Below are 25200 nucleotides of genomic sequence, written 5' to 3'. Positions count from 1 at the left end.
CCATGATCAACGTAGACCTGCAACAACTCATCCAGGCGCTGGACGCCGAAACCCGTCGTGATCTGGAACGTTCCGCCGAGCGTTGCGTGGCCCGTGGCGGCAGCAAGATCCTCGTCGAAGATTTGATGCTTGGCCTGCTCGAGCGCCCGAACGGCTTGCTGTCGCGCGCACTGCAGGATGCAGACGTCGACGCCGGTGAACTGAGCGCCGCGCTGCAATCGCGCGTCGAACACAGTGCATCGCGCAATCCGGTGTTCGCCCCGGAACTGGTGCAGTGGCTGCAAGACGCGCTGCTGGTGGCCAACCTCGAACTGGGCCAGACCCAGGTCGAAGACGCGGCGCTGATCCTCGCGCTGCTGCGCAATCCGATGCGCTACGCCGGCAGCCGTTATCAGCCGCTGCTCGCCAAGCTGAACATCGATCGCCTGAAGGAATTTGCCCTGTCGCAACAGGAGCAACCAGCGGCCAATGGCAAACCGGCCGCACAGGGCGAATCGCTGCTGCAGCGCTTCACCCACAACCTGACCCAACAGGCCCGCGACGGCAAACTCGACCCGGTGCTGTGCCGTGACGGCGCGATTCGCCAAATGGTCGACATCCTCGCCCGTCGCCGCAAGAACAACCCGATCGTCGTCGGTGAGGCCGGTGTCGGCAAGACCGCCATCGTCGAAGGATTGGCTTCGCGCATCGCCGCCGGTGAAGTGCCGCAAGTGCTCAAAGGCGTTGAACTGCTGTCGCTGGACATGGGCCTGCTGCAGGCTGGCGCCAGCGTCAAAGGTGAATTCGAACGTCGCCTCAAAGGCGTGATCGACGAAGTCAAAGCTTCGCCGAAACCGATCATTTTGTTCATCGACGAAGCCCACACCCTCATCGGCGCGGGCGGAAACGCCGGCGGTTCCGATGCGGCCAACCTGCTGAAACCGGCACTGGCCCGTGGCGAGTTGCGCACCATCGCCGCGACCACTTGGGCCGAGTACAAGAAATACTTCGAGAAAGACCCGGCGCTGGCCCGTCGTTTCCAACCGGTGCAACTGCACGAACCGACTGTCAGTGAAGCGGTGACCATCCTCCGTGGTCTGGCCCAGGTTTACGAGAAGAGCCACGGCATCTATCTGCGTGATGACGCGGTGGTCTCGGCGGCTGAACTGTCCGCACGTTATCTGGCCGGTCGGCAACTGCCGGATAAAGCCGTCGACGTCCTCGACACCGCTTGCGCCCGCGTGCGCATCAGCCTCGCCGCTGCCCCGGAAAGCCTTGAGCACCTGCGTGGCGAACTGGCTGAAGGTGGCCGTCAGCGTCAGGCCCTGCGCCGCGATGCCGAGGCCGGTCTGCTGATCGACCACGAAGCGCTGGACGCACTGGAAGCGCGTCTCGACGAAGCCGAAGACGAAATGGTCGCGCTGGAAACCCTGTGGACTGAACAGAAACAACTGGCCGAGCGCCTGCTGGAACTGCGTCAGCAACTGGCCAAGGCCCGCGAAGCCGCCGCCGTTGAGCCGACCGTCAACGTTGAAGAAGACGCTGAAGGCACGGTGATCGAAACCATCGCCGCTGAAGTTGAAGAAGGCCAAAGCGTCAAAGCGCTGGAAGCTCAGCTCAACGAAACCCACAGCGCCTTGACCGCCGCGCAGGTCAAGGAGCGTCTGGTCAGCTTTGAAGTGTGCCCGCGCCTGGTTGCCGAAGTAATCAGTGCCTGGACCGGCGTGCCATTGGCGCAACTGGCTCGCGAACACAACGCCAAAGTCGCCAGTTTCGCCACCGACCTGCGCACGCGCATCCGTGGTCAGGAACAAGCCGTGCACGCCCTGGATCGCTCGATGCGCGCCACCGCTGCCGGTCTGAACAAACCTGACGCACCAGTGGGCGTGTTCCTGCTGGTCGGCCCAAGCGGCGTCGGTAAAACCGAAACCGCACTGGCCCTCGCTGACTTGCTGTACGGCGGTGATCGTTTCATCACCACCATCAACATGTCCGAGTTCCAGGAGAAGCACACCGTTTCGCGTCTGATCGGTGCGCCACCGGGCTACGTCGGTTACGGCGAGGGCGGCATGCTCACCGAAGCCGTGCGCCAAAAGCCGTACTCGGTAGTGCTGCTCGATGAAGTCGAGAAGGCTGACCCGGACGTGCTCAATCTGTTCTACCAAATCTTCGACAAAGGCGTGGCCAACGACGGCGAAGGTCGCGAGATCGACTTCCGCAACACGTTGATCCTGATGACCTCGAACCTCGGTAGCGACCGCATCAGCGACCTCTGTGAAAACGGCGCGCGGCCAACCGCCGAAGTGCTCGAAGAAACCATTCGCCCGGTGCTCAGCAAACACTTCAAACCGGCGCTGCTGGCGCGGATGAAAGTAGTGCCGTACTACCCGGTCGGCGGCCCGGTATTGCGCGAGCTGATCGAGATCAAACTCGGTCGCCTCGGCGAGCGCCTGAATCGTCGTCAGCTGGATTTCAGCTGGTGCCAGAACCTTGTCGATCACCTGTCCGAGCGTTGCACGCAAAGCGACAGCGGTGCGCGCCTGATCGACCATTTGCTCGACCAGCACGTTTTGCCGCTGGTTGCGGATCGTCTGCTCGACGCCATGGCCACCGGTGAAAGCCTCAAGCGTGTGCATGCCACGCTCGACGGCGAGTCCAGCGTGACGTGCGAGTTCGCCTGAGGTGGGTGTGATGTTCACTCAGGTGCCGCAGCCACTGGTCTATGCCGAAGCGTTGCTGGCGCAGTTCGCCAGTCTGTCGCGGGCGGCGGACGGTGCTGCGTTGCTGGGTGACTTCGTGCGTGGGCTGGCCGAGTTGAGCGGTTGCGAATTGACGCAGCTGTATCTGCTCGACGCCACCCACACGTGCCTGGGGATGAACGCCGAATGCCTCGACGGCGCCTTGCAACCGCGTGAAGCGGCGAGCCTGCCGGCGGATTACAACGGTGAACAACTGCTGCAGTTTGCCCTGTGCCAGAACCGCGTGGTGTGCCTCGACGACTTGAGCGGCAGCTTGCACGAAACCAGTTTCCTGCCGGCGGCGACCTCGCCGTGGCAGTCGCTGCTGTGCGTGCCGCTGGTCAATCAGCACAAGGCTGTCGAAGGTCTGCTGCTGTGCGCCAGCCGTCGTCGTACCAACCTGCAAGGCTTCGCCGATTCCCTCGGCCAGCTCGGCTCGTTCGTGCTGGGCCAGTTGCATTTGCTGCAACGCCTGCGCCAGCCACTGGCGGAATCGGCCACGGTGGCGCGCAGCGTGCCGAGCATCAGTGGCTATGGCCTGATCGGCAAAAGCGCGGCGATGCGTCAGACCCATTCGCTGATCAGCAAAGTTCTGCACAGCCCGTACACCGTGTTGTTGCGTGGTGAAACCGGTACCGGCAAGGAAGTCGTTGCGCGGGCGATTCACGATTGCGGCCCGCGCCGTTCTCAGGCGTTCATCGTGCAGAACTGCGCGGCGGTTCCGGAAAACCTGCTGGAAAGCGAGCTGTTCGGCTATCGCAAAGGCGCCTTCACCGGTGCCGACCGCGACCGTGCGGGGCTGTTCGATGCGGCCAATGGCGGCACGCTGTTGCTCGACGAGATCGGCGATATGCCGCTGTCGTTGCAAGCGAAGATTCTGCGCGTGTTGCAGGAAGGCGAGATTCGTCCGCTGGGTTCCAACGACACCCACAAAATCGACGTACGCATCATCGCCGCGACCCACCGCGATCTGTCGACGCTGGTCAGCGAAGGCAAATTCCGCGAGGACTTGTACTACCGCCTCGCGCAATTCCCGATCGAGCTGCCGGCGCTGCGTCAGCGTGAAGGCGACATCCTCGAACTGGCCCAGCACTTCGCCGAGAAGACCTGCACGTATTTGCAACGCGATCCGGTGCGTTGGTCGAGCGCGGCGCTGGAACACCTGTCCGGCTACAACTTCCCCGGCAACGTGCGTGAACTCAAGGCCTTGGTCGAACGTGCGGTGCTGTTGTGCGAGGGCGGCGAGTTGCTCGCCGAGCATTTCTCCCTGCGCATGGAGGCAATGCCGGAAGACAACAGCCACCTGAATTTGCGTGAACGCCTCGAGCAGGTCGAACGCACGTTATTGCTCGATTGCCTGCGCAAAAACGACGGCAACCAGACCCTTGCCGCCCGTGAACTGGGCTTGCCGCGACGCACGCTGCTGTATCGGCTCGGCCGTCTGAACATCAATCTGGGAGATTTCGATGGGTAGGCAAAACGTCATCGAAATCCTCGCAAAAACCAATTTCAGCGCCGCCCGCAAGGGTCGGCGCTTTGTGCTTTGTCTACACCTGGAGACCCTCTGATGTCTGTTCGTCACTGGCACGCTGTCCTGCTGACCCTCGTCGTTCTATGCGGCCTTGGCGGCTGTAGCGGCAATTACAAATTCAACGACAACGACTATCGCCCGTTGGGTGATCCGCAAGCGGTCAATCGCGGCAAGTGACCGCAAGGAGCATCAAACATGGAATTGGTTTTCGAAATGCTGAACACCAAGCAGTTCGTGCCCACCGAGTTGTGCCAGAAGACCTTTAAACAGGCCGGCGGCGTAATCGGGCGAGGCGAGGACTGCGACTGGATCATCCCTGACCGCAAGCGTCATCTGTCCAATCACCACGCGATTGTCAGCTATCGCGAGGGCACGTTCTTCCTCACCGACACCAGCAGCAACGGTGTCCAGGACGGCGAGAGCGGCGCACGCCTGCACAAAGGTGAGCCAGTGCGCATCGAACACGGCAGCACCTACGTGCTGGGTGACTTCGAGATTCGCGCGCGCTTGGTCCGTGACCCGGCGACCTTCGATGGCGAAGTCGGCCGCCCACGCGCCGCTGGCAGCATCATTCCCGATGATGCCTTCCTCGATCTCGACCCGCTCAATGCTCTCGAGCAGCAAGAGCGTGTGTACTCGGAAATCGACGAACTGCTGGCGCCGAACACCAAGCCTGAGGATTCCCGTCAGCGTGCCGACTACGCACGTATCGACATGGAAAGCCTGATGGTGCCGGAGCTGATTGCCGCTCCGGTCGAACCTGAGCCCGCTCCGGCACCGAAAGCCGTCGAGCGCCAGAGCGAAGGTTTCTGGGATCATTTCGGTGCGGCGCTGGGTGTCGACGTCAAAGGTCTCAGCCACGACGAACGCGAAGCCCTGGCGTTGAACGCGGCGCGCTTGCTGCGCCAAAGCATCGGCGGATTGCAGCAGAGCCTGCGCACCCGCTCGGAGCTGAAAAACGAATTGCGTCTGGCCCAGACCACCGTGCAAGGCACCAACAAGAATCCGCTGAAATTCGCCGTCGATCCGAGCGAAGCCCTGCAGATTCTGTTGCAGCCAAGCAAGCCCGGCCATCTGCCGGCCGAGCAAGCGATCTCCCGTGCGTTCCGCGATCTGCAGGCGCATCAAGTGGCCCTGCTGACCGCCAGCCGCGCCGCCGTGCGCGGCACGCTGGAGCATTTCTCGCCGGAGCAACTGACCCTGCGTTTCGAGCGTGACAACAAGCCGTTGATCGCGACATCGGGCGGGCGCTGGAGAGCGTTCGGCCGCTATCACCAGGCGCTGCGTCAGGACGATGACTGGAGCGAGCGTCTGCTGGCCCGCGACTTCGCCCAGGCCTACGAAGAACAGATCCGCCTGATCTCCACCCTCCACACCGACCACCAAGGATGATGCGCATGTCTCGCCGCTCGACCGCTTTTTTCAAGACGCTGACTGCGCTCACCGTGCTGGTGCTGCTCGCCGGTTGCTCGTCGCTGTCGCCGTACTCGAAAGTGACCAAGATCAACCTGAAGCTGACCGGCAGCGATCAGCTCAACCCGGACCTCAACGGTCGGCCGTCGCCGATCGTCGTGCGCCTGTTCGAACTCAAGCACCCGGTGACCTTCGAGAACGCTGACTTCTTCAGCCTGTACGAACGCGCCAAGGAATCCCTCAACCCGGATCTGGTGGCCAGCGAAGAACTCGAGCTGCGCCCGGGTGAAACCGTGGAGATGAAGCTCAAGGTGGAAGAGGGCAGCCTTTATGTGGGCGTCCTCGCCGCTTACCGCGACTTGCCCGACACCCAATGGCGCCACACCGTTCAGATCACTCCGCTGGAAGTCACCGAAGTCGATCTGACTCTGGACCAGACCGGCATCCGTAACACCAATCAAGTGCTCGCCAAGGCGGATGACTGATCATGAATACCCATAAAGTCATTTGGCAGGAAGGCATGCTGCTGCGGCCGCAGCACTTCCAGCACAACGATCGCTATTACGATCACCAGATGAAAACCCGCACCCAATTGCTGGGTGGCTACACCTGGGGTTTCCTCAATCTGGAGATCGACTTGCAGTTCCTCAACATGGGCAAACTGGTGATCAGTGAAGCCTCGGGGATTCTGCCGGACGGCAGCCTGTTCGAACTCGGTGGCAACACCGAGCCGCTGGCGCTGGACGTACCGCCGAACACCGGCAACACGCCGATTTATCTGGCGCTGCCGCTGGTCACCGGCAACCACATCGAGTCGCGCCGTCCGGAGCAATCCGACGTGCTCGCGCGTTACACCGCGTACGACGCCGAAGTGGCCGACTCCAACGCCGGCGACGATTCCGCCAGCCAGGTCAGCTGCGGTCGCCCGGACTTCAAACTGTTGCTCGGCGAGCAGCAGAGCGATCAGGCCTACGTCAAGCTGAAGATCTGCGACGTGCTCGACACCACGCCGGACGGCGTGATCAGCCTCGACCCGGATTTCGTGCCGACCTACATTCAGGCCCACGCCTCCAGCTATCTGCTGTCGTGCCTGAAAGAAGTCATCAGCATGCTCAACCACCGTGGCGACACGATTGCCGAGCGGATTCGCTCAAACGGCAAGGTCGGCGGCGCGGAGGTCGGCGACTTCATGATGCTGCAACTGATCAACCGCACCGAACTGCTGCTGCGTCATTACCTCGGTCTGGAGCAGGTACACCCGGAAGAGTTGTACCGCACGCTGCTGACCATGCTCGGCGATCTGGCGACCTTTTCCGGCGAGAGCAAACGCCCGCGCCTGGACAGCCGCTACTCCCACGCCGATCAGGGTGGGAGCTTCCGCAAACTGATGGAAGCGATTCGCCAGGTGCTGTCGATGGTGCTCGAGCAGCACGCCATCGAACTGATCCTGCAAGCACGTCAGTACGGCATCATCGTCTCGCCGTTGCACGACCACAAACTGCTCGGCTCGGCGTCGTTCGTGCTGGCAGCGAGTGCCAACTGCGACTCCGAAGAACTGCGCCACCGCTTGCCGGCGCACCTCAAGGTCGGCCCGGTGGAGCGTATCCGCCAACTGGTCAACCTGCACTTGCCGGGGATCAAGGTCAAACCGTTGCCGGTGGCCCCGCGGCAGATCGCGTTCCATTCGAACAAAACCTATTTCATCCTCGAACTCAGTTCCGAAGACCTGGCACAACTCGAGCGCTCCGGCGGTTTCGCGTTCCATGTGTCCGGCGAATTCGCCGAGCTTGAACTGAAATTCTGGGCCATCAGGAACTGACCGACATGATCAAGGAAACGGATTACAACCAGGACGACAAAACCGTCCTGCTCGATCGTCAGGGCCACGGACCGGCATCGAGTCCGCTGACCGACTTCGCCGCGCCGCCGCGTTTCGAGCAACTGGAAGAACGCATGATCTACGCCGCGCGCCTGCGCCCGGCGGAAGCGTTCAACATCAGCCTCAATTCGCTGGTCGCTGCTTCGTCCGAGCTGCTTTCGGAAGTGGTGCGCCTCAAGCACAGCGAAACCCGCGAAGACTTGTACGCACTCAACGAGCGTCTGACTGCCGGGCTGAAATTGTTTGAAGTACGCGCCCTGCACAACGGCGCCGAAAGCAGCCAGGTGATGGCCGCGCGTTACGTGCTCTGCACCGTGGTCGACGAAGCCGTCGTGACGACGCCGTGGGGCAACGAAAGCGAATGGTCGCAGATGAGCCTGCTGAGCAGCTTCCACAACGAAACCTTCGGTGGCGAGAAGTTCTTCCAGCTGCTCGATCGCCTGTCGAAAAACCCGGTCAAGCACCTGCCGATGCTCGAGCTGATGTACCTGTGCCTGTCCCTCGGTTTCGAGGGCAAGTACCGCGTTCAGGCACGCGGCATGCTCGAACTTGAAGGCATCCGCGATGCTCTGTACCGGCAGATTCGTCAGTTGCGTGGCGACGTGCCGCGCGAGTTGTCGCCGCACTGGGAAGGCTTGAACGATCAGCGTCGCAACCTGGTGCGCATCGTGCCGGCGTGGATGGTGGTGTTGTTCACTTTGGTCTGCCTGGTGGTGATGTATTCGGGCTTCGCCTGGGTCTTGGGCGAGCAGCGCGACACCGTTCTGCAACCTTATCAGCCGCTTGATCCGGCCGCGGTGCAACCGCAGTCGCAGCCGTAAACAGGGACGTGTGATGAAAAAGTTTTTCAAGAAAGTCGGCGCCTTCCTGCGCCAGACCTGGGTCTGGACCTTGCTGCTGGTGCTGTTTGTGGCGCTGCTGGTGTGGTTCGTCGGCCCGTTGTTGGCGGTTGATGACTACAAGTTCTGGGAGAGCTCGACCTCTCGCTTGCTGACCATTGCCGTGCTGTTCCTGATCTGGGGCCTGACCATGGTCTTCGTCAGCTGGCGCGCGGGTATCCGCAAGAAAGCCGAGGAAGAAAGCGAGGACGGCCAGGACCGCATTCGCCGCGAAGAGCTGATCGACGAAGAACAGAAGGAGTTGAAGGCGCGCTTCAAAGACGCGCTGAAAACCCTGAAGACTTCCAGCCTGTATCGCGGCCGCAGCGAGCGCTGGCGCAGTGACTTGCCGTGGTACCTGCTGATCGGTCCGCAGGCTTCCGGCAAGACCAGCCTGCTGGACTTTTCCGGTCTGGAATTCCCGATCAACAAGATCGACCGCAAGCTGACCCGCGACACCCTCGGCACCCGTCATTGCGACTGGTACTTCGCCGACCACGGTGTGCTGATCGACACCGCCGGGCGCTACATGACCCAGCCTGACGCGGAAGTCGACGGCAGCGCCTGGACCACCTTGCTGGAGCTGCTGCGCAAGCGCCGTCGCGGGCGTCCGTTGAACGGCGTGCTGGTGACCATTCCGGTGGAAACCCTGCTTGGCGGCAGTGAGCAGGACATCGATACCCTCGCACGCCAGGTTCGCGGCCGTCTGCAAGACGTGCATCAGAAACTGCACGTCGACGTGCCGGTGTACCTGGTCCTGAGCAAGGCTGACAAGCTGCTCGGCTTCGACGAGTTCTTCGATCAACTGACTCGCGAAGAAAGCGATCAAGTGCTCGGCACCAGTTTCCGCAAGGATCAGGTCGGCACCGACGTCGCTGTGCTGCGCAACGAGTTCGAAGAACTGCTGCGTCGCCTCAACAGCCAAGTGATCATGCGCATGCACTCCGAGCGCGACACTCAGCGCCGTGGTCGCATCCTCGACTTCCCGCATCAACTCGGGCAGATCGGCGAGCGCCTGTGCCTGTTCGTCGACATGGCGTTCACCGGCAACCGTTATCAGCGTGCCACGCAACTGCGCGGTTTCTACCTGACCAGCGCGCCGCACCTGACCCAAGAGATGGATGCCACCACCGCCGGCATCGGCGCCAGTCTCGGCATGAGCGCCGGCGTGCTGCCGACCCTGCGCAGCGGCCGTTCGCGTTTCATCCATCACTTGTTCAGCCAGGTGATTTTCCCAGAGGCCGATCTGGCCGGTCTGGACAAGCGCGAACGCAGCCGCATCCATTGGGGCCAGCGTGCCCTGTACGTTGGTGCACTGGCGTCGTTGGCACTGTTCGGTATGCTTTGGGCGGGCGGCTTTTCGGCCAACTACGAGCGCCTGGAAAACCTGCGCAATCTGGCGCAGAACTGGACGCAACAGCGCACAGCTTTGTCGCCGCGTGATGACGCCATGGGCGTGCTGAAAACCCTCGACACCAGCTACGCCGCAACCCAGGTCTTTCCGAAAAAGGGCGACGTTTCGTATCACGAACGTGGCGGGCTGTATCAAGGTGAAGACGTCAATCCAGTGGTCAAAGAGGCTTACGAGCGCGAGCTTGAAAAGCAACTGCTGCCACGGGTGGCGACCATGCTCGAAGGGCAGATCCGCGCCAACATGAAGGACCGCGACCGCCTGCTCAACAGCCTGCGCGCGTACCTGATGTTGAACATGAAGGATCGTCGCGATGCCGCGTGGCTCAAGGACTGGGTCGCTACTGACTGGTCGACGCGCTATACCGGCAACACCGCCGTACAGAACGGTTTGAGTGCGCACCTCGATCGCCTGCTGAAGCAGCCGTTTATCTACCCGCTGAACGACCAATTGGTCACTCAGGCGCGTCAGGTATTGCGCAGCGAATCGCTGGCCACCGTGGTTTACCGCATGCTCCGCGAGCAGGCGCGCAACCTGCCGGACTATCGTTTCAGCCAACACCTCGGCCCACAAGGCTCGCTGTTTATCGGCACCGAATACGTGATCCCGGGTTTCTACACGCAAACCGGTTATCAGCAGTACTTCTCGGTACAGGGTTCGGCGCTGGTCACCGACATCCTGCGTGACAACTGGGTGCTGGGTGAAGGCGCCGGCATCAGCGACATGGACTTGCGTCGTCTGATGGTCGAGCTGGAGCAGTTGTATTTCCGCGACTACGCCAATTACTGGAGCGAAGCCGTTGGCCAGGTTGCCCTGCCGCCAATCAGCGACGCCGGTGAAGGCGCCGAACAACTGGCGGGCCTGACTTCGGCCAACTCGCCGGTGCTGGCATTGCTCACTGAAGTGCGTGAGAACACGCGCTTCCAGGCCGCTGCAGATCCTGTCGAAGAAGCTGGCGACGCTGCTGATGCACTGGCCGGGCAGAAAGGCAAACTGGGTAAAGTCGGTAAACTGGCCTCGGCTGTCGCGGACAAGGCTTCGGCCCTGAACGTGGCGAAGACCCTGCCGGACACCGCGAAGAAGTCGCTGCAACGCCGCTTCGAACCGCTGCATCGTTTGCTCGATGACAACAACGGCCCGGCGGCGGATCTGACGCCTGCGCTGAGCGCGCTCAACGACCTGCAACTGCAACTCGCCGGTCTGGCCCGTTCCAGCACACCTGAACAAGCCGCGTTCGAAATGGCGAAAACCCGCATGAGCGGCCAGCGTGATGCGCTGACCAACCTGCGCAATGCCTCCGGCCGTCTGCCGCGTCCGCTCAGCGTGTGGTTCAACGTGCTGGCCGAAGACTCGTGGCGTCTGGTGCTTAACGATGCTTACCAATACCTGAACGGCCGTTATCAGAACGAGCTGTACAGCGTGTATGGCAAAACCATCAGCAAGCGTTATCCGTTCAGCGCCAGCAGCACCAGCGACGTAGCGATCAGCGACTTCCGCGAGTTCTTCCGGGCTCAAGGTACCGTCGACCGCTTCTTCGACAGCTACCTGCGTCCGTTCGTCAGCGGCGATCCGGGCAACTACCGCATGCGCAGCGTCGACGGCCACAGCCTGCCGGTGTCGAAAATGTATCTGGACCAGATGGCGGCGGCGCTGACGATTCGTCAGAGCTTCTTCTCGATCAACCCGGCCGAGCCGACCGTGCAGTTCAAACTGGAGCCGTACACCCTCGACCCGGCGGTCAGCCGTTCCGAGTTCAAGTTCGGCGACAAGACCATGGAGTACCGCCACGGTCCGATCCTGCCAATGTCGTTCAAATGGCCGACCGATGCTGAAGACGGTCGTACCAGTCTGGTCATGGACAAAATGGCCGGGCGCCCGATCGGCATCGAGAAGAACTCCGGCCCATGGTCGCTGTTCCGTCTGTTCGACCTGATGCAGACCGAGTACCTGAGCGGTCGCGACGTGCTGGTGCTGAAAGCCGACGTAGGTGGCCTGCGCGCCAACTACCTGCTGACCAGCCAGCGCACGCCGAACCCGTTCGACATGGGCGTACTGCGCACCTTCCGTATGCCGGTGCAGCTCTGATGCTGGTGGCCAGTGCCTGGCGCAGCGCGGCGCGTACCGACCCGGGCAAGGTGCGGGCGCGCAACGAAGATGCTTTCCTCGACTCGCCACAGCAGGGGCTGTGGGTGGTCGCGGACGGCATGGGCGGTCATCAGGGTGGCGACATCGCCAGCCAGTTGATCGTCGCCAGCCTGGCTGAACTGCCGCAACACGAGGACTTCGACGAACGCCTCAAAGCCATCCGCCAGTGCCTGCACTGGCTGAACCGGCGTTTGGGGCAGGAGTTGACGGTCACCGCCGGGCGTCACGACAGCATCATGGGCAGCACCGTCGTCGCGCTGCTGGTGGAAGGCAATCGCGCGGCCTGCATCTGGGCCGGCGACAGCCGTTGCTACATGTGGCGTGGGCAGCGGTTGTATCAGCTGTCCAAGGATCATTCGCTGCAACAACAATTGATCGACGAGCAACAAATGAGCGTCGAACAAGCGGCAGCACACCCGGCGGCTCAGGCCTTGACCCGAGCTGTTGGCGCGGCCGAACAACTGACCCTGGATGTCCTCGAGCTCGAGGTCTATCCGGGCGATGCGTTTTTGCTCTGCAGCGATGGTTTGTATCAGGGCCTGAGCAGCGATGCCCTCGGCAACGCCCTCAGCCTCAGCGCGCCGCACGTGGCGCTGGAACGTTTGTTCGACGGCGCCCTGCGTGGTGCCGCGCGCGACAACCTGACAGCCGTGGTGATCCGCCAATGACTGAAATCGAATCCTCAGTCGATGACTTGCTGATGAGCGAAGAACAGGCCAACAACCTGACCTACTTCGCCTTCGCCAAGGAGAACAAGGCAGAACCTTTGCTGGCGCCAACCAAGGCCAGCATCGGTGCACTGCCGGACGTACTCGCCGGTCGCTACCACCTCGAGCGTCTGCTCGGGGCCGGTGGCATGGGCGCCGTTTACCGGGCGCGGGATCTGCTGCACGAACAGTTCGGTGATCCCGATCCTTACATTGCGCTGAAAATCCTCAGCGAAGAATTTGCCGAATCGCCGGACGCCAGTGCCTTGCTCTACAGCGAGTTCGCCCTGACCCGACGCCTGCGCCACGACAACGTCGTGCGTGCACACACTTTTGAAGTCGACACCGACTGCCAGCGGGCCTTCATCACCATGGAATACATGCGTGGCCTGACCCTGGACAAATTGCTCTGCGAGCGGCCCCTCGGCCTGCCGTGGCAAGAACTGCGCGACATCGTCCTGCCGCTGCTCGACACGCTGGCCTACGCCCACGGTCGCGGCGTGCTGCACGGTGACATGAAACCGAGCAACGTCATGCTCAGCGAAGACGGCTTGCGCCTCTTTGACTTCGGCCTCGGTCAGGCAGAGGAGGGTGTGATGCCCGGCCTGCCGCATCTGAGTCGCGAACGCTTCAACGCCTGGACCCCGGGCTACGCCGCCCCCGAACTGCTTGAGGGCCAACCTTTGTCGGCCAGCGCGGACATGTACGGCGTGGCCTGCGTGATCTACGAACTGGCGGGCGGCAAACACCCGTTCCGCCGCTTGCCCTCGACTCAGGCGCGCGATGAGCACCTGGAGCGCGAACTGCAAGCCCCGGCGAACTTACCGAAACACGGCTGGCCAGCGCTGCGAACCGCGCTGAGCTTCAACCCGGCAGAACGCACCATCACTGCCCAACAATTGCGTGACGCCTTGGGCGCCACTTCGTCCTGGCTGCAACGTCTGCGACTTCGGGCGTAACGGATGACATTCGAACAGGGAGCACTTTATGTTCAACCCAGCTAACGAAACCCACTTCAGCCTCAAGGTCGAAGACTACGTCGGCGACCTGCAAGTGCTGTCGTTCACCGGCACCGAAGGCATCAGCCAGCCGTATCGCTTCGACCTCGAACTGGTCAGCGAAAACCCGGATCTGGACCTCGAACAACTGCTGCACAAGCAGGCGTTTCTTGCATTCGATCCACAAGGCTCGGGCATCCACGGCCAGATCTACCGCGTCGCTCAGGGCGATGCCGGCAAACGCCTGACCCGCTACAAAGTGTCGATGGTGCCGCAACTGCAATATCTGCATCACCGCACCAACCAGCGCATCTACCAGCAGATGTCAGCGCCGAAAATCATCGCGCTGATCCTCGAAGAACACGGGATCAAGGGCAACGCCTACAGCTTCCAACTGAGCCAGCCGTGCCCGGACCGCGACTACTGCGTGCAGTACGACGAAACCGACCTGCACTTCGTCCAGCGCCTGTGCGAAGAGGAAGGCATTCACTACCACTTCCAGCACAGCGACAAAGGCCATCTGCTGGTGTTCGGCGACGACCAGACCGTGTTCCGCAAACTCGGTCAGCCTACCGCGTATGTGCAGGGCAGCGGCATGGTCGCCGAAGAACCGGTGATCAAAGGCTTCAAACTGCGCCTGGAAACCCGCACCAGCCGCACCACACGCCGCGACTACGACTTCGAAAAACCGCGCCTGCAAATGGAAGCCGCCTACAAACCCGAAGGCGAGAGCACTGAGCCGGATCTCGAAGACTACGACTACCCGGGCCGCTTCATCGACCGCGCCCGTGGCAAGTTCCTCAGCCAACGCGCCCTAGAACGCCATCGCGCCGACTACCGGCAGGCCGAAGGTCGCAGCGACCAGACCAAACTGGTCAGCGGCCACTTCATGGAACTGTCCGACCACCCGCGCAGCGAGTGGAACGACCTGTGGCTGCTCACCGAACTCTTCCACGAAGGCAAACAGCCGCAAGTCCTCGAAGAAGGCGTGACCAGCGACACTACCGACAATAAAGACGACTTCCACCAAGGCTACCGCAACACCTTCCTCGCCACCCCGTGGGACGTGTTCTACCGCCCGGCCCTCGAACACCCGAAACCGCGCGTCCTCGGCAGCCAGACCGCCATGGTCACCGGCCCCAAAGGCGAGGAAATCCACTGCGACCAATACGGCCGCATCAAAGTGCAATTCCACTGGGACCGCGAAGGCCAGGCCGACGACAAAACCAGCTGCTGGCTGCGCGTCTCCAGCTCCTGGGCCGGCGACCGCTACGGCGCCATCTCCATCCCGCGCATCGGCATGGAAGTCCTCGTCACCTTCCTCGAAGGCGACCCCGATCAACCGCTGGTGACCGGCTGCCTGTACCACAAGGAAAACCCGGTGCCGTATGCGCTGCCGGCGAACAAGACTCGCAGTGTGTTCAAAACACTCAGCTCGCCGGGGGGCGGTGGGTACAACGAACTGCGCATTGAAGACAAAAAAGGTGCGGAGCAGATCTACATTCATGCCCAGCGTGATTGGGATGAAAACGTAGAGCATGACCAGAAGATTCGGATCGGTAATGAGCGTCATGACACGGTGGTTAAGAACACCTACACCGAGCTGAAAGCTGAAGAACACCGCACGACGATTAGCGATCGCAAGATTGAAGCGAAGCTGGATGACCACCTCACGGTTGGGCAGAACCAACATGTGAAGCTGGGGACTGCGCAGCTCACCAGCGTGGGGAAAGAGATACACCTCAAGGCTGGGGACAAGATTGTTATTGAGGCGGGGACGGAGCTGACCATTCTTGGGGGTGGGAGCTTTATCAAGCTCGATGGCGGTGGGGTGACGGTGGTTGGGCCGGTGATCAAGATCAATGCGGGTGGCTCTGCGGGATCGGGGACTGGCATTGGGATTAAACCGCCGGTGCTGCCGGGTGCGGCGGATAAGGATAAGGCGGGGAGTTTGATGGATCAGGCGTTGGGGAATGCGGTGCCTGAGAAGGTTAAGCCGAAGGCTTTTTTTGTGTTTTCCGAGTGATGACTCAACCGTTTAAAAGGATCTGTTATATGAATTATTTACGGCACGTTATTTTTGGACTCATCGCCTCAGTGTTTGGGGTTTTTTCGAGTTTTGTGATGGCAGGCGTATCAGATTTAGCCCCTTGTCCATCAACCTCATTTTCAAAGTTTCTACCCGCTTATTTGGAAAGCCCCTCTGTTCAAGCCGCGTTCACTCACATCCCATTGAAAAAAATAGTTACGGTAGACGCTGAACCTGAGCCGGAACAAAAAATAGTCTTATTAGATAAGCAGAAGGTCGTTTTCCCCGTAATTCCCGGAAGAGAGAAGCGAGTTGCCGACGGCGTTGAAGTGACAGTTTTGGAAGAGCTGAACGCTATTGCAAAAATAAAGATAGAAAAGCCTGATACCGATTATCAAATTGTATATGTATTTAAGTTTGAAAAGTGTTGGTTTTTGGATGAAGTTCAAGACTATTCGCTTTGATGGAAAATTAAAAAGGAATTGGTATGTCTTTCAATGAAGTGATGCTTCGTGTTCTGCCCCCGGTTGACGGCCACCAACCTCATATCACAGGGGTTTATGGCGAGCAGCGTGCGAGTGGCCCTCATGGAGGGACAGACTTTAACTATATCGGCGGCCAGAATGGTATTAACCTACAAAATCCAAAAGTCTATGCTCCAATTGCCGGAACCGTAACGTTTACAGGTGGTAATTACGGTACGATAAAAATCAAAGATGCGGACGGCAATAGTCATGAGATTCTGCATACGAGCAGCCACGTTGTAAGCCAAGGAGCAACTGTTGCTGCGGGTGATGAAATCGGCACGATGGGAGGTAAAGGGCCGAATGGTATAACCCAATACCCCCGCCATGTTCATTACCAAATGAAGGATCCGAACGGCAACCTGATTAGTCCAGAGCTTTGGTGGGGTCAACAGGCGGTCGCTCCGAGCACAGCAGCACCTGAACCAGTTGCGTTTAGCCTTCTAAATTTTCAGTTTCCAATAAGGAAGTCGGGCGGCGGGCGTTATAAAGATGCGGATGAGGTTTTTTCTATATTGCAAGGGGAAACTTCCGGAAATTATCTTTTAGGCAGCCATAAGTTTTGGCATGGAGGGATTCATATAAGTAATTCAAGCGCCCCGCAATGTGTTAGCGATGAACCTATTCGCTGTATGGCAGATGGCGTGGTCGTAGCCTACCGGCTCAATAAAGATTATGAGAAATCTACATTTGAGGGTGAGGGCGGATCAGAGGAACTAAAATATTCGAGTTCGTTCTGTTTGGTTCGACATGATTATAAATCTCCGCCCAATACTCAGGTAACTCCCAATACGAATAACATTCTGACATTTTACAGTCTGTATATGCATTTGCTGCCATTTCAGCATTATCCTCTTGAGCCAGGAGGAGGAACAATCGCTCGATCGAAACCGGGATATTGGCAAGGTAAGGTTCGCGCGAAAGTTACGGGAAGCGGATTGATTTTACGGAATGCACCTTCTACTTTGACTGATGGAGCTAATGCCGGTACAAAAAAAGGTAGCTCTATGGTTCTGAGTACTAATAGTACTATTGAGTTCGATAGTTCGAAAATCCTGAATTTAAAGCTTAATGGCAAGCTTCTTAGAATGGCCGAGTGTGTATTTATTCCCAGCACCTCCAACCCTCCTACTGGGCTAAAAAATCAAAATGGAGCAGTGCCTTCAAGTTTTTGGGCTTGCGTAGAGGATGTCAGCCCGAATCGGGTTGTCGAGTGGCTGGAATTAACTCCAGCGAGTTTTGACGTAGTTGTTCCGATGAATGCGAAGATCAAGGCGGGGGATACCATTGGATACTTGGGCCTCAATGAAGTCTTGGAGGGGCCGAACGGAGGGGTAGTTCGTAAGCGGCAAGTCCATTTGGAAATTTTTACACTTGATCCAAAAGTCGATGATTTTTTGAAGAATACGGCTGGAGTGAAAAAGGGCAAGCGATACATTCATTTACCCGCTGGTACTATATTGACCAAAAAAACTCCTGAGATAGGGAGTGTGCCCCTCGAGACGGATCATTGTGTTGAGTTAAGCAAAGCTCCAATATTTAAAGATCCTGCTGAGTGGTATGAGGTAGCGGTTAAAGAAAATAGTCAAGATGTTAAGGGTTTAATAAGAAAGGCAGAAGCAAAGATAGTTACTCAGCATGATTGGGGGAAGATAGGGTTTCGCATTGTAAAGGAAAACAATTCAAGTTCTGACGGTTTTTTAGATCCGGATGATATGCCAGTTTTTTTTAAGGAGCTATATGAAGAATTGGATAAGCTTGGTAACCATGATAATAAGGTGACGCCGGAAGATTTTCCTGAAGCATTAAAAAATGTTGATTTTCGAGATCATTGGTCTAAGTTGGTTGCATATCATCCAACCGAATGGAAGGAAAAATCCGAATCGGCAAAGTGGACTCGCCTCAATCAGATGCTTGAAGGGTCTCCGGCGATTCTTAAGCTAGAAAAAGATCGTATTGATAAACTGGTCTTTTGGGACGATCCAGCTATTCAAGAAAAAGGGCTTGGCGATGGAAATATTTGGCACTTCCATCCAATTGCAATGATCGGGAATTTCCTTGCAAAGGAAGCTTCGAAAGCTGGACAAATTACTTATGATGCTGAAGGTAATGATACTCCAGGATCACCATTCTTTAGTCGTCATATCCACTGGCCTGGAAACGACTTGTCAGGTGTCACATTAGGGCGCGGGTATGACATGGGTTTTAGGTCTGAAACAGAAATATATAATCATATGATTGCTGCAGGTGTAGCAGATGCTCAGGCAACAAAAATATCTAAGGGGCGGCTGTATAAGGGCTCGCACGCGAGAGACTTTGTTGCTCAGAATCGCTCTGACATAGGCACGATAACAATCGAGCAGCAAGAAGCTCTATTTGATTTGATTTATCCTGGCTACGTGACTAAAGCTATCGCCAATTATAATTATTGGACTGCTCATTTTTCGGATCGTTTAGAGTGGGACGCATTAAGTCAAATCGTTAAAGATATTTTGGTGGACTTTGTATATCAAGGGTTCACGAAAGGGGAGAATCCGATGAAAGCCGGGATGAAGGATGATGTTGATCAGCTCATAAGCTATATCGAGAATAACCCGACAATTAGACAATATGAAGATGGGCGAAAGCGCGCTGCTTATTTGAGAAAAAACCGCTAGGAGAGATACATGAGAAATTTATTGTTGTTAATTGGTCTTCTGGTACCTTTGTCAGTTGCCGCCGCGCAATCAGATTGCGCTAGTATTTCTGCTAGTCAACAAGTAGATATCTGTGCAAAGCAAGCGAAAGAGTCTGCAGATTCTAATCTTAATAGTAGCTATCAGAAGCTTATTAAAAGAGTTGCATCTCAATACCAGGTCGACGCCGCACTTCGCGGTGATTACATGCAAAAGCTGAAAGAGTCTCAGCGCGCATGGTTAAAACTGCGTGATACTAACTGCGCTCTTGAGGCATTTGAGGTGGAAGTTGGGCAACCTGCCTATCTTACGACTGTGAACAATTGTGTCGCGCGAATGAGTCTGGAGCGCTCCATCTATTTAGATAAAACGTTACCCGATTTGTAGTGGAGCGAGGGGGGTATTATGCGCGTTGTTTCATGGTTCGTTTGCTCCCCTATACTTATGTTCATAGGGTATGGGGCTGGATTGATTCTCTAGTCAGCCCCCACCCGTATCTCTTACGTTTTCGCTTCCTGCCTTGCCGTGAGCAACTCTTCCAGCTGATCCAGCGCACGCTCCACCATTAGCTGAGCTCCATCAGCAATTCGGCTAAGGGCCGGTGCCACAGATCGGTTTGAGCCTTCGACATCGTCCGCTAATTTGGCCGCAATGGCGCTGATGGACAGGGGGTGAAATGGGGCAGGCCACGGTTTTAGTAATTACCCGAAAAGCGTGGTCTGTGCCCTTTTTTCTTCCCTTTAGCTAATTAACACGCCGAAGCACGCATCGTTGCACTGAAGGACATTATGATAAGACTAGTAGCTTTTTTCGTTTTCGCGCTCATGGCAAGAGTGATAAGTGCGAACTCTAGCTGCGAGGCTGACCTGAATGGGGATGGCATTTGCGATCCGTATAGTGTTAGCCCGCTCGAGGATGACGGCACAGTTTCGCGAATCACTATCGATATAGGCGGAAGCGACAAGTCAGTTTCGGGGGATTTTGAACTTGGAGACGGTGGGTTATCTGTAGGTTATCTACCAGGTGAATTCTCATTGTTATTGGATTTTTATACTCGTAATACTGATCTTACGCAGTATAGCTTTAGGTGGAACTCCGCGCAGGAAGATTGGGTTCTATATAAAAAATCCACATGGGTTGAACCTAGTAGAGATGAAAAATATACCTTGGGTGGTGAGAAGGTACCAATTGAAGCATTGTTTCCGCAGCAGTTTGATGTTCAGCGTATAGCGTGTTGTATGCTGTTTTCTCAGTTCTCTGAAAGTTGGCCTAATTTTAGCTATTTGAATGATGAGGCTCAGCTTGCAGAAGTCAGGAAAGAGTTTAAATACATCCTTGGTAAGCTTCCTCAGGGCGAAAAAGGAGAGTTGTTTTATGGGGTTGATGATGGCGGTAATAAAGTAAGAAGGAGCATCCCCCAGGAGCTGGTGTATGAGCTGACTTTGATAGTGTCCGATGATAATGTCGGGCCCCTAAATGATTATGCCTATTATTTGTATCGTAACAAAAATAGCGTTTTAGCTGCTTTGCTTTTGAAGGAAATTCATAAAAAATACCCGGAGAGAGTCGTTGCAATATTGAATTTGGCAGATGTGTATTGGGATATAGGTATGAAGTCCGATGCGTGTCCGCTTTATAAAGAATATATCGCTAAAATGACAAAAAACGGAAAGGGTGGACGTATTCCACAGTCGGCTAAATCTCGAGAAAACTGTAGTTGGTATGACCAATAGTAGGGGTGGGAACAGATCACGTTTTAGTAATTATCAGAAAAACGTGGTCTGTCCCATTTTTTCAGTGAACTTCTCGGCTCGTGAAACAATGACAAATAAGCTTCTAAAATTTTTCTGAGGTCATTTGAATGATTCGCCTAATGGTGTTTCTGTTATCCATTTATAGTTGCGCTGCTTATTCGGCTTCAACTGAGCATAGCCTGATATGTAAAGAAGCTGATCAGAATGCCGATCAAGCTAGCTTGACTCTTTCTTTTGAAGGGGGAGTCTTCGCTCTTGATAATGCTGATCGCGGATGTCGGTCAGATTATGTTGCTAGAGAAGTGGCAGGGGGCGAAAATAAAGTAATTATATTCTCTTATCCAACCAGTGATGATATGGGTCCAAACGCTCAGGTGATGATTTTTTTTGCTGTAGCTAAAGGTGGAAAGGCCGCATATATCGGAGACATCCCTGCTAGTGCTTCGGAGTTGGAGGATGGTACCTATAAAGATATTCAACAGTCCGGTGATTCAATTTACGAGAACGTTTACCGTATTGAAAGCACTAAAGTTGTGGCTTTGACTCCAGGTAAAGAGTTGATCATTTCTGGCGAGCAATGTGTTTATAAGGAAGTGGGTAACATTATCTGTCAAAAGATGAAAGGCACCTTCAAAAAACCTGTGTGCGTCCTCAATAATGGTGAGCGCAAAGTCCTCGCGGATGCGAAGGAGTGCATGGACATGAGAGGAAATCTTTGAGGAAAACGGGACGGATTTATTTGTTACGCTCGACCGCTTTTAATTTGGTTGAGAACTTAAATAGATCTGGCCCGTTTGTCGGTTCTGACTCTATCTTCTGTCGCAAACCCGTTCAGAATTGAACGGATCACTGAATTTTTTACGGACGCCAAGGAATGCAGATTTTCAGATTCAGCCTCATTTTTATATTTTCAATACTGTCGCCTGTGGTCATGGCTGAGGGCACGATGATTGCCACCATCCTTCAGGCCGACTTTTCCAAGGACCCGGAAGTCCGGTTGCTTGTCAGAGTCGTTGATGTGGGTGGTGGTTCGGATACCCCTTCAATGGCGGTTCGTAATCAATGCCTGGAGAGGAAGACGTCCGCAGAACGTCCTGGGCCGGATCCGTGCTTTTCGATAGAGATCACTGAGAGCGATAAGCAACGGGCCATTGTTCGGCAAACGCTATTGAATGATCCTCAGCGCACAACCGACCCTATCTATTTGGAAATTGTTTATCGCTCGGAGGTCAGCGAAAGCGATCCGACGAATCACCATCAGCGATCCGCCACACTGAAGATCGAAGAAAACGGCCTCTACAATTGGAACAATGAGAGCGAACAGGCATTGGCGGACGTAGAGTGGTTTCCCTCGGGAAATGGTGTTCTTGATCTGATGGTTCCTGACGCGGATGCATTGTTGAATTCTGTATTTCGGGATCGTATGAGCCGGCTGGACGAAAGCGGTCAGAAAGCACTGAGGGAAACTCAAAGAGCCTGGATGAAATTTCGAGATGCGGAGTGCCAGGCCGACCCGAAATTGCATAAATCAGTTTTCGGTGAGTGGTCCGATGCCTGCCTGATTCGCGCGACGATAGAGCGTGCTCGCCAATTGGCTTTGGCACCGGACAAGAGCAGACGTTGAAACGGACAAGCCAGAGCATTCGCGCGAAAGCGTCGACTTGGATGAGCATGAACAAACTTTTCTTTCTCTTTTTTGCGCTATTTCCTTTACGTGTGAGAGGGAACGGATTTATTTGTTGCGCCAAAATTATTTGATTTTGAGGCGGAGCGTAAACGTATCCGTTTCGATGGTGGGAAAATTTCTTTGATGGCTGATTCAATGAAAAATTTACATTCGCTCCCTTGCTTTTTATCGTTAACCTTTTTGCTATTCAGTTCGGTCGCATTTTCTGCGAGTTTCGACTGTGGCAAAGCTTCGACGGAAGTAGAGAGGAAAATTTGTAGTTCTCCTTCTTTGTCCGCAATGGACGAAAAGCTCAGTGAGGTCTTCAAACCGATAAAAAATCGGCGAGCTTTACAAATAATCGAAAGTGAATGGCTTGAGTCAGAGCGTAACTCTTGTGAGTCAGTGGAGTGTTTAGAGGACTCTTATGTTCGGCAGATACGCTTTCTGTCGCCGGTTCCTATTGCGCCTAGGCCGACTCAGAAAGATATTAAGCTAATGTTGGGTGATAAGCCGTACACACAGTTTGAACGTTCATGGAAGGTCATTGATTTAGCATGGCTTCCCAATGAAAAGGGGGCTGTCGAACGATTTTTGATCTCAGCTGAAACAATTTCAGGCATGTTGCATGTCATCGTGTTTGAAGGGCATTTTGATGCGGCGATGATTGCGTACCGGGGTAATCTATATGAGTACGTTGATCGCAACGACAGGCCGGTATTGCACACGATTGCGAAAGATATCGGTTTTGATGGTGCTCTGAGTTTGGGTTCAAACGACGAAGGGAAAAGATTCGCGGGAATCTTGGATGGGGCGTTTTATTATCGACAGCAGCTCTCCAAGAATCAGCTGCGGGGGATGGTTTATAAGCTCGGTTCAAAATCTCCGCCAGTGGAAAGCAGTTTGCTGTTCCAGCAGTGGCCAAATACTGATGAAAATGCTGTTAGTGGTTTGACATTCGGTTGGGGTGGTGAGTATGGAAAATTGCAAGCGTACTACTCGCACACCTCAGGGTATGAAACGATAGCGCAGGCTGGTCGGCCCGAGGCCGGTTGGAATATATATGCTCCGATTTGGAGCAAGTCACGGCCGACGTTTTATTTCAAGAATGGTGATGAAACTATTTGGCGTGCCAATGTTGCGGATAAGACGTTAACAAAAATTGCGAAGGCTAGTGATGAAGGAAGGATCCAAAATCCTACCCCTGTCGATATTAATGGGCGCGAAGCAGTCGTTTATCTGAATGGATCTACTCTGAAAATGGCTATCTCCCTTGAAGAATAAGCACGACTTAAAAATACACTTTCGTAAAATATTGTTGGAATTTGCCTTGAGTAAACATCTTATTCCGGTGCTGCCCGCCGTGCTGATTGGTGGTTTATCTCTGTTGGGGGGACATGCATTTGCTGACGATGCATGTGCCGATATCACTACGAACTCTCAGAGTGAAAGATGCTCTGTGAGTGCCAAGGCAGCTGCAGATGCGCAGTTGAATACCAGTTATCAAGAACTGATGGTTCGGCTCGAAGGTGGATATCAGACCGATCCAGTTCTTGCGGCGAGCCAAAAGGCAACGGTTCAGGAGGCTCAGCGCGCCTGGATCAAACTGCGCGATACCGATTGCCAGGTCGATGCGTTGGAGACGGAACCGGGCTCTTCGGCGCATGTGGCAGCGGTGAACAATTGCATCGCCAGTATGAGTCGTGACCGTTCAGTGTTTTTGGACAATATCGCGTCCGATACCGGGAGTGGCCCGACATTTGGACGTGGCTCGTGCCCTACGCAAGACTTTGGACAGTTTCTTCCAGCATTCTCCGCTAATGCCGAATCGCAGAAGCGACTAACTGCGCAGGCCGTGAAGCTGCTGGTATTAAAGGGGACGTCGGATATAGGGCGGATTGTGACTTACGTTACTGCGGAGGTGGGACGCGATATGGCGTTTCCCTTAATGGTGGCCGTGTCCGATGGGAAAGTGGAAGGAATAGAGATCGAGAAGGTGGATGACCGCCACGTTAACGTTGTGGATAAACGTGCCGGCAACAGCAATATCAAGATTTTCAACTTTTCGCGGAAGTCATGCTGGACGCTTGATGGGGTTGAGGACTGGTCGATTCCTGATAAAGAGCTTTCTGTAGCCAGTACGCGGAAAATGAGTCGTGCGGAGAATTTCTGTTGGCAGCGCGGACAAGGATTTGCTGGCTTGGGCGGCCTTGAGCAATACCGACTGACAGGAGAACTTTTTGAGGCGACTTTGGAAAATTACCTGTGCGCGGCCGCTTCAGGCGATCCTATATCTAGTTCGGCTGCGGCCGGGCTAAGTCTGTCGGGTATGGCCCCGCAATTGGAATACGGCAAAGTTGAGGCTCTTTTCAAGGCAGCAGCCGTTGATTCGCCGAGCGGTGCTGAGTCGTTGGCTGGCTTCTATTGTTTTGGCAATGAATTGGCCGGTTCAGGACCCTGCCAGCGCCCGCTGGACGTTGAAAAAGAGTTGATTCGTGCTACCACCATGGGATCAACGCATGCATTCGTTTCGTTAGGCGATTATTGGAAAAGCGGCGATCTAGGAAAGAAAGATACTCCTCGCGCCTTGGCCTGTTATCAGCTTGCTGCCGACAAAGGTAACGACTCGGGCATCAATGCGATTAAGCGACTTCAGTCCGAAGTGGCCGAACCGATAGTGGCCAGCAGCTGCTTTTAGTGCGGTTAAGTGAAGAAGGGCGTTTAAAGCGCCCGACGCCTTTTCACCTCGATGTGATTAAACGCGTTCCGCCATCATGGCTAACGCGTTTTCATATGCGCTGAGCCAGAATCCGCAGCGCTTAAACGTTTAATACTTGAGCATCTGACGACCGCGATTTTCCTTTAAACTCCCC

The 25200-nt window shown here is 55.9% G+C and carries 19 protein-coding genes and 1 pseudogene; 19 read left to right on the top strand and 1 reads right to left on the bottom strand.

Features of this window, described 5'->3' with window-relative positions; all coding sequences use genetic code 11:
* Positions 1 to 2: 2 nt before the first annotated feature.
* The 14 genes from tssH to HU754_RS00330 all read left to right on the top strand — a co-directional run bounded on the left by tssH (position 3) and on the right by HU754_RS00330 (position 19294).
* Positions 3 to 2660, top strand: coding sequence for a type VI secretion system ATPase TssH (tssH, locus tag HU754_RS00395; protein ID WP_186620201.1), 2658 nt, complete (start codon positions 3 to 5; stop codon positions 2658 to 2660).
* Between the two features lie 10 nt (positions 2661 to 2670).
* Positions 2671 to 4191 carry a sigma-54 interaction domain-containing protein gene (locus HU754_RS00390; RefSeq protein ID WP_116254221.1) on the top strand — a complete coding sequence of 507 codons (1521 nt, stop codon included), beginning with the start codon at positions 2671 to 2673 and terminating at the stop codon, positions 4189 to 4191.
* A 93-nt stretch (positions 4192 to 4284) separates the two neighbouring features.
* On the top strand, positions 4285 to 4425 hold the full coding sequence (locus tag HU754_RS00385) for a hypothetical protein (RefSeq protein ID WP_003229566.1): 141 nt from the start codon (positions 4285 to 4287) through the stop codon (positions 4423 to 4425).
* Between the two features lie 18 nt (positions 4426 to 4443).
* The gene (gene tagH / locus HU754_RS00380; RefSeq protein ID WP_034152083.1) at positions 4444 to 5640 is read left to right on the top strand and encodes a type VI secretion system-associated FHA domain protein TagH; all 1197 of its coding nucleotides are present in this window, start codon (positions 4444 to 4446) and stop codon (positions 5638 to 5640) included.
* Between the two features lie 5 nt (positions 5641 to 5645).
* Entirely contained in the window at positions 5646 to 6146 is a 501-nt protein-coding gene (gene tssJ, locus HU754_RS00375; RefSeq protein WP_007920299.1) for a type VI secretion system lipoprotein TssJ, read from the top strand.
* 2 nt (positions 6147 to 6148) lie between these two features.
* Positions 6149 to 7480 (top strand): type VI secretion system baseplate subunit TssK, encoded by a 1332-nt coding sequence (tssK, locus tag HU754_RS00370; RefSeq protein ID WP_007920300.1) that lies wholly within the window; start codon positions 6149 to 6151, stop codon positions 7478 to 7480.
* 5 nt (positions 7481 to 7485) lie between these two features.
* A complete protein-coding gene (gene icmH / locus HU754_RS00365) occupies positions 7486 to 8361 on the top strand; it encodes a type IVB secretion system protein IcmH/DotU (RefSeq protein WP_007920301.1) in 876 nt (291 codons plus the stop codon).
* Positions 8362 to 8374: 13 nt separating this feature from the next.
* Entirely contained in the window at positions 8375 to 11914 is a 3540-nt protein-coding gene (gene tssM, locus HU754_RS00360) for a type VI secretion system membrane subunit TssM (RefSeq protein ID WP_186620200.1), read from the top strand.
* Positions 11914 to 12642 carry a PP2C family protein-serine/threonine phosphatase gene (locus HU754_RS00355; RefSeq protein WP_038359322.1) on the top strand — a complete coding sequence of 243 codons (729 nt, stop codon included), beginning with the start codon at positions 11914 to 11916 and terminating at the stop codon, positions 12640 to 12642. Before tssM ends, HU754_RS00355 begins: the two co-directional genes overlap by 1 nt.
* Entirely contained in the window at positions 12639 to 13640 is a 1002-nt protein-coding gene (locus HU754_RS00350) for a serine/threonine-protein kinase (RefSeq protein WP_186620193.1), read from the top strand. Before HU754_RS00355 ends, HU754_RS00350 begins: the two co-directional genes overlap by 4 nt.
* A gap of 28 nt (positions 13641 to 13668) precedes the next feature.
* Complete coding sequence (locus HU754_RS00345) at positions 13669 to 15705, top strand: type VI secretion system Vgr family protein (protein WP_186620192.1); 2037 nt, start codon at positions 13669 to 13671, stop codon at positions 15703 to 15705.
* 29 nt (positions 15706 to 15734) lie between these two features.
* Complete coding sequence (locus HU754_RS00340) at positions 15735 to 16172, top strand: hypothetical protein (RefSeq protein WP_186620191.1); 438 nt, start codon at positions 15735 to 15737, stop codon at positions 16170 to 16172.
* A gap of 23 nt (positions 16173 to 16195) precedes the next feature.
* Positions 16196 to 18889 (top strand): DUF8812 domain-containing protein, encoded by a 2694-nt coding sequence (locus HU754_RS00335; RefSeq protein ID WP_186620190.1) that lies wholly within the window; start codon positions 16196 to 16198, stop codon positions 18887 to 18889.
* 9 nt (positions 18890 to 18898) lie between these two features.
* Positions 18899 to 19294: a lysozyme inhibitor LprI family protein gene (locus tag HU754_RS00330; RefSeq protein ID WP_186620189.1), complete on the top strand. Its 396-nt coding sequence runs from the start codon at positions 18899 to 18901 to the stop codon at positions 19292 to 19294.
* 113 nt (positions 19295 to 19407) lie between these two features.
* Here the strand turns inward: HU754_RS00330 and HU754_RS29720 are convergent.
* Positions 19408 to 19575, bottom strand: a pseudogene (locus tag HU754_RS29720) (DUF6124 family protein); the annotation flags it as partial.
* Positions 19576 to 19695: 120 nt separating this feature from the next.
* Between HU754_RS29720 and HU754_RS00325 the strand changes: the two are divergent.
* From HU754_RS00325 to HU754_RS00305, 5 genes are all read left to right on the top strand, one after another.
* Positions 19696 to 20640, top strand: coding sequence for a tetratricopeptide repeat protein (locus HU754_RS00325; RefSeq protein ID WP_186620188.1), 945 nt, complete (start codon positions 19696 to 19698; stop codon positions 20638 to 20640).
* A gap of 128 nt (positions 20641 to 20768) precedes the next feature.
* Positions 20769 to 21380, top strand: a complete 612-nt coding sequence (locus HU754_RS00320; protein ID WP_186620187.1) for a hypothetical protein — start codon at positions 20769 to 20771, stop codon at positions 21378 to 21380.
* 155 nt (positions 21381 to 21535) lie between these two features.
* The gene (locus HU754_RS00315; protein ID WP_225919953.1) at positions 21536 to 22285 is read left to right on the top strand and encodes a lysozyme inhibitor LprI family protein; all 750 of its coding nucleotides are present in this window, start codon (positions 21536 to 21538) and stop codon (positions 22283 to 22285) included.
* A gap of 186 nt (positions 22286 to 22471) precedes the next feature.
* Positions 22472 to 23611 (top strand): lysozyme inhibitor LprI family protein, encoded by a 1140-nt coding sequence (locus tag HU754_RS00310; RefSeq protein WP_186620186.1) that lies wholly within the window; start codon positions 22472 to 22474, stop codon positions 23609 to 23611.
* Positions 23612 to 23657: 46 nt separating this feature from the next.
* Positions 23658 to 25025, top strand: a complete 1368-nt coding sequence (locus HU754_RS00305) for a lysozyme inhibitor LprI family protein (RefSeq protein WP_186620429.1) — start codon at positions 23658 to 23660, stop codon at positions 25023 to 25025.
* Positions 25026 to 25200 lie beyond the last annotated feature (175 nt).

The sequence above is a fragment of the Pseudomonas zeae genome, from assembly GCF_014268485.2.
Lineage (GTDB): Bacteria > Pseudomonadota > Gammaproteobacteria > Pseudomonadales > Pseudomonadaceae > Aquipseudomonas > Aquipseudomonas neuropathica.
Note: the sequence above shows the minus strand (reverse complement) of the source record. Positions and strands in the feature narration are given on the sequence as shown.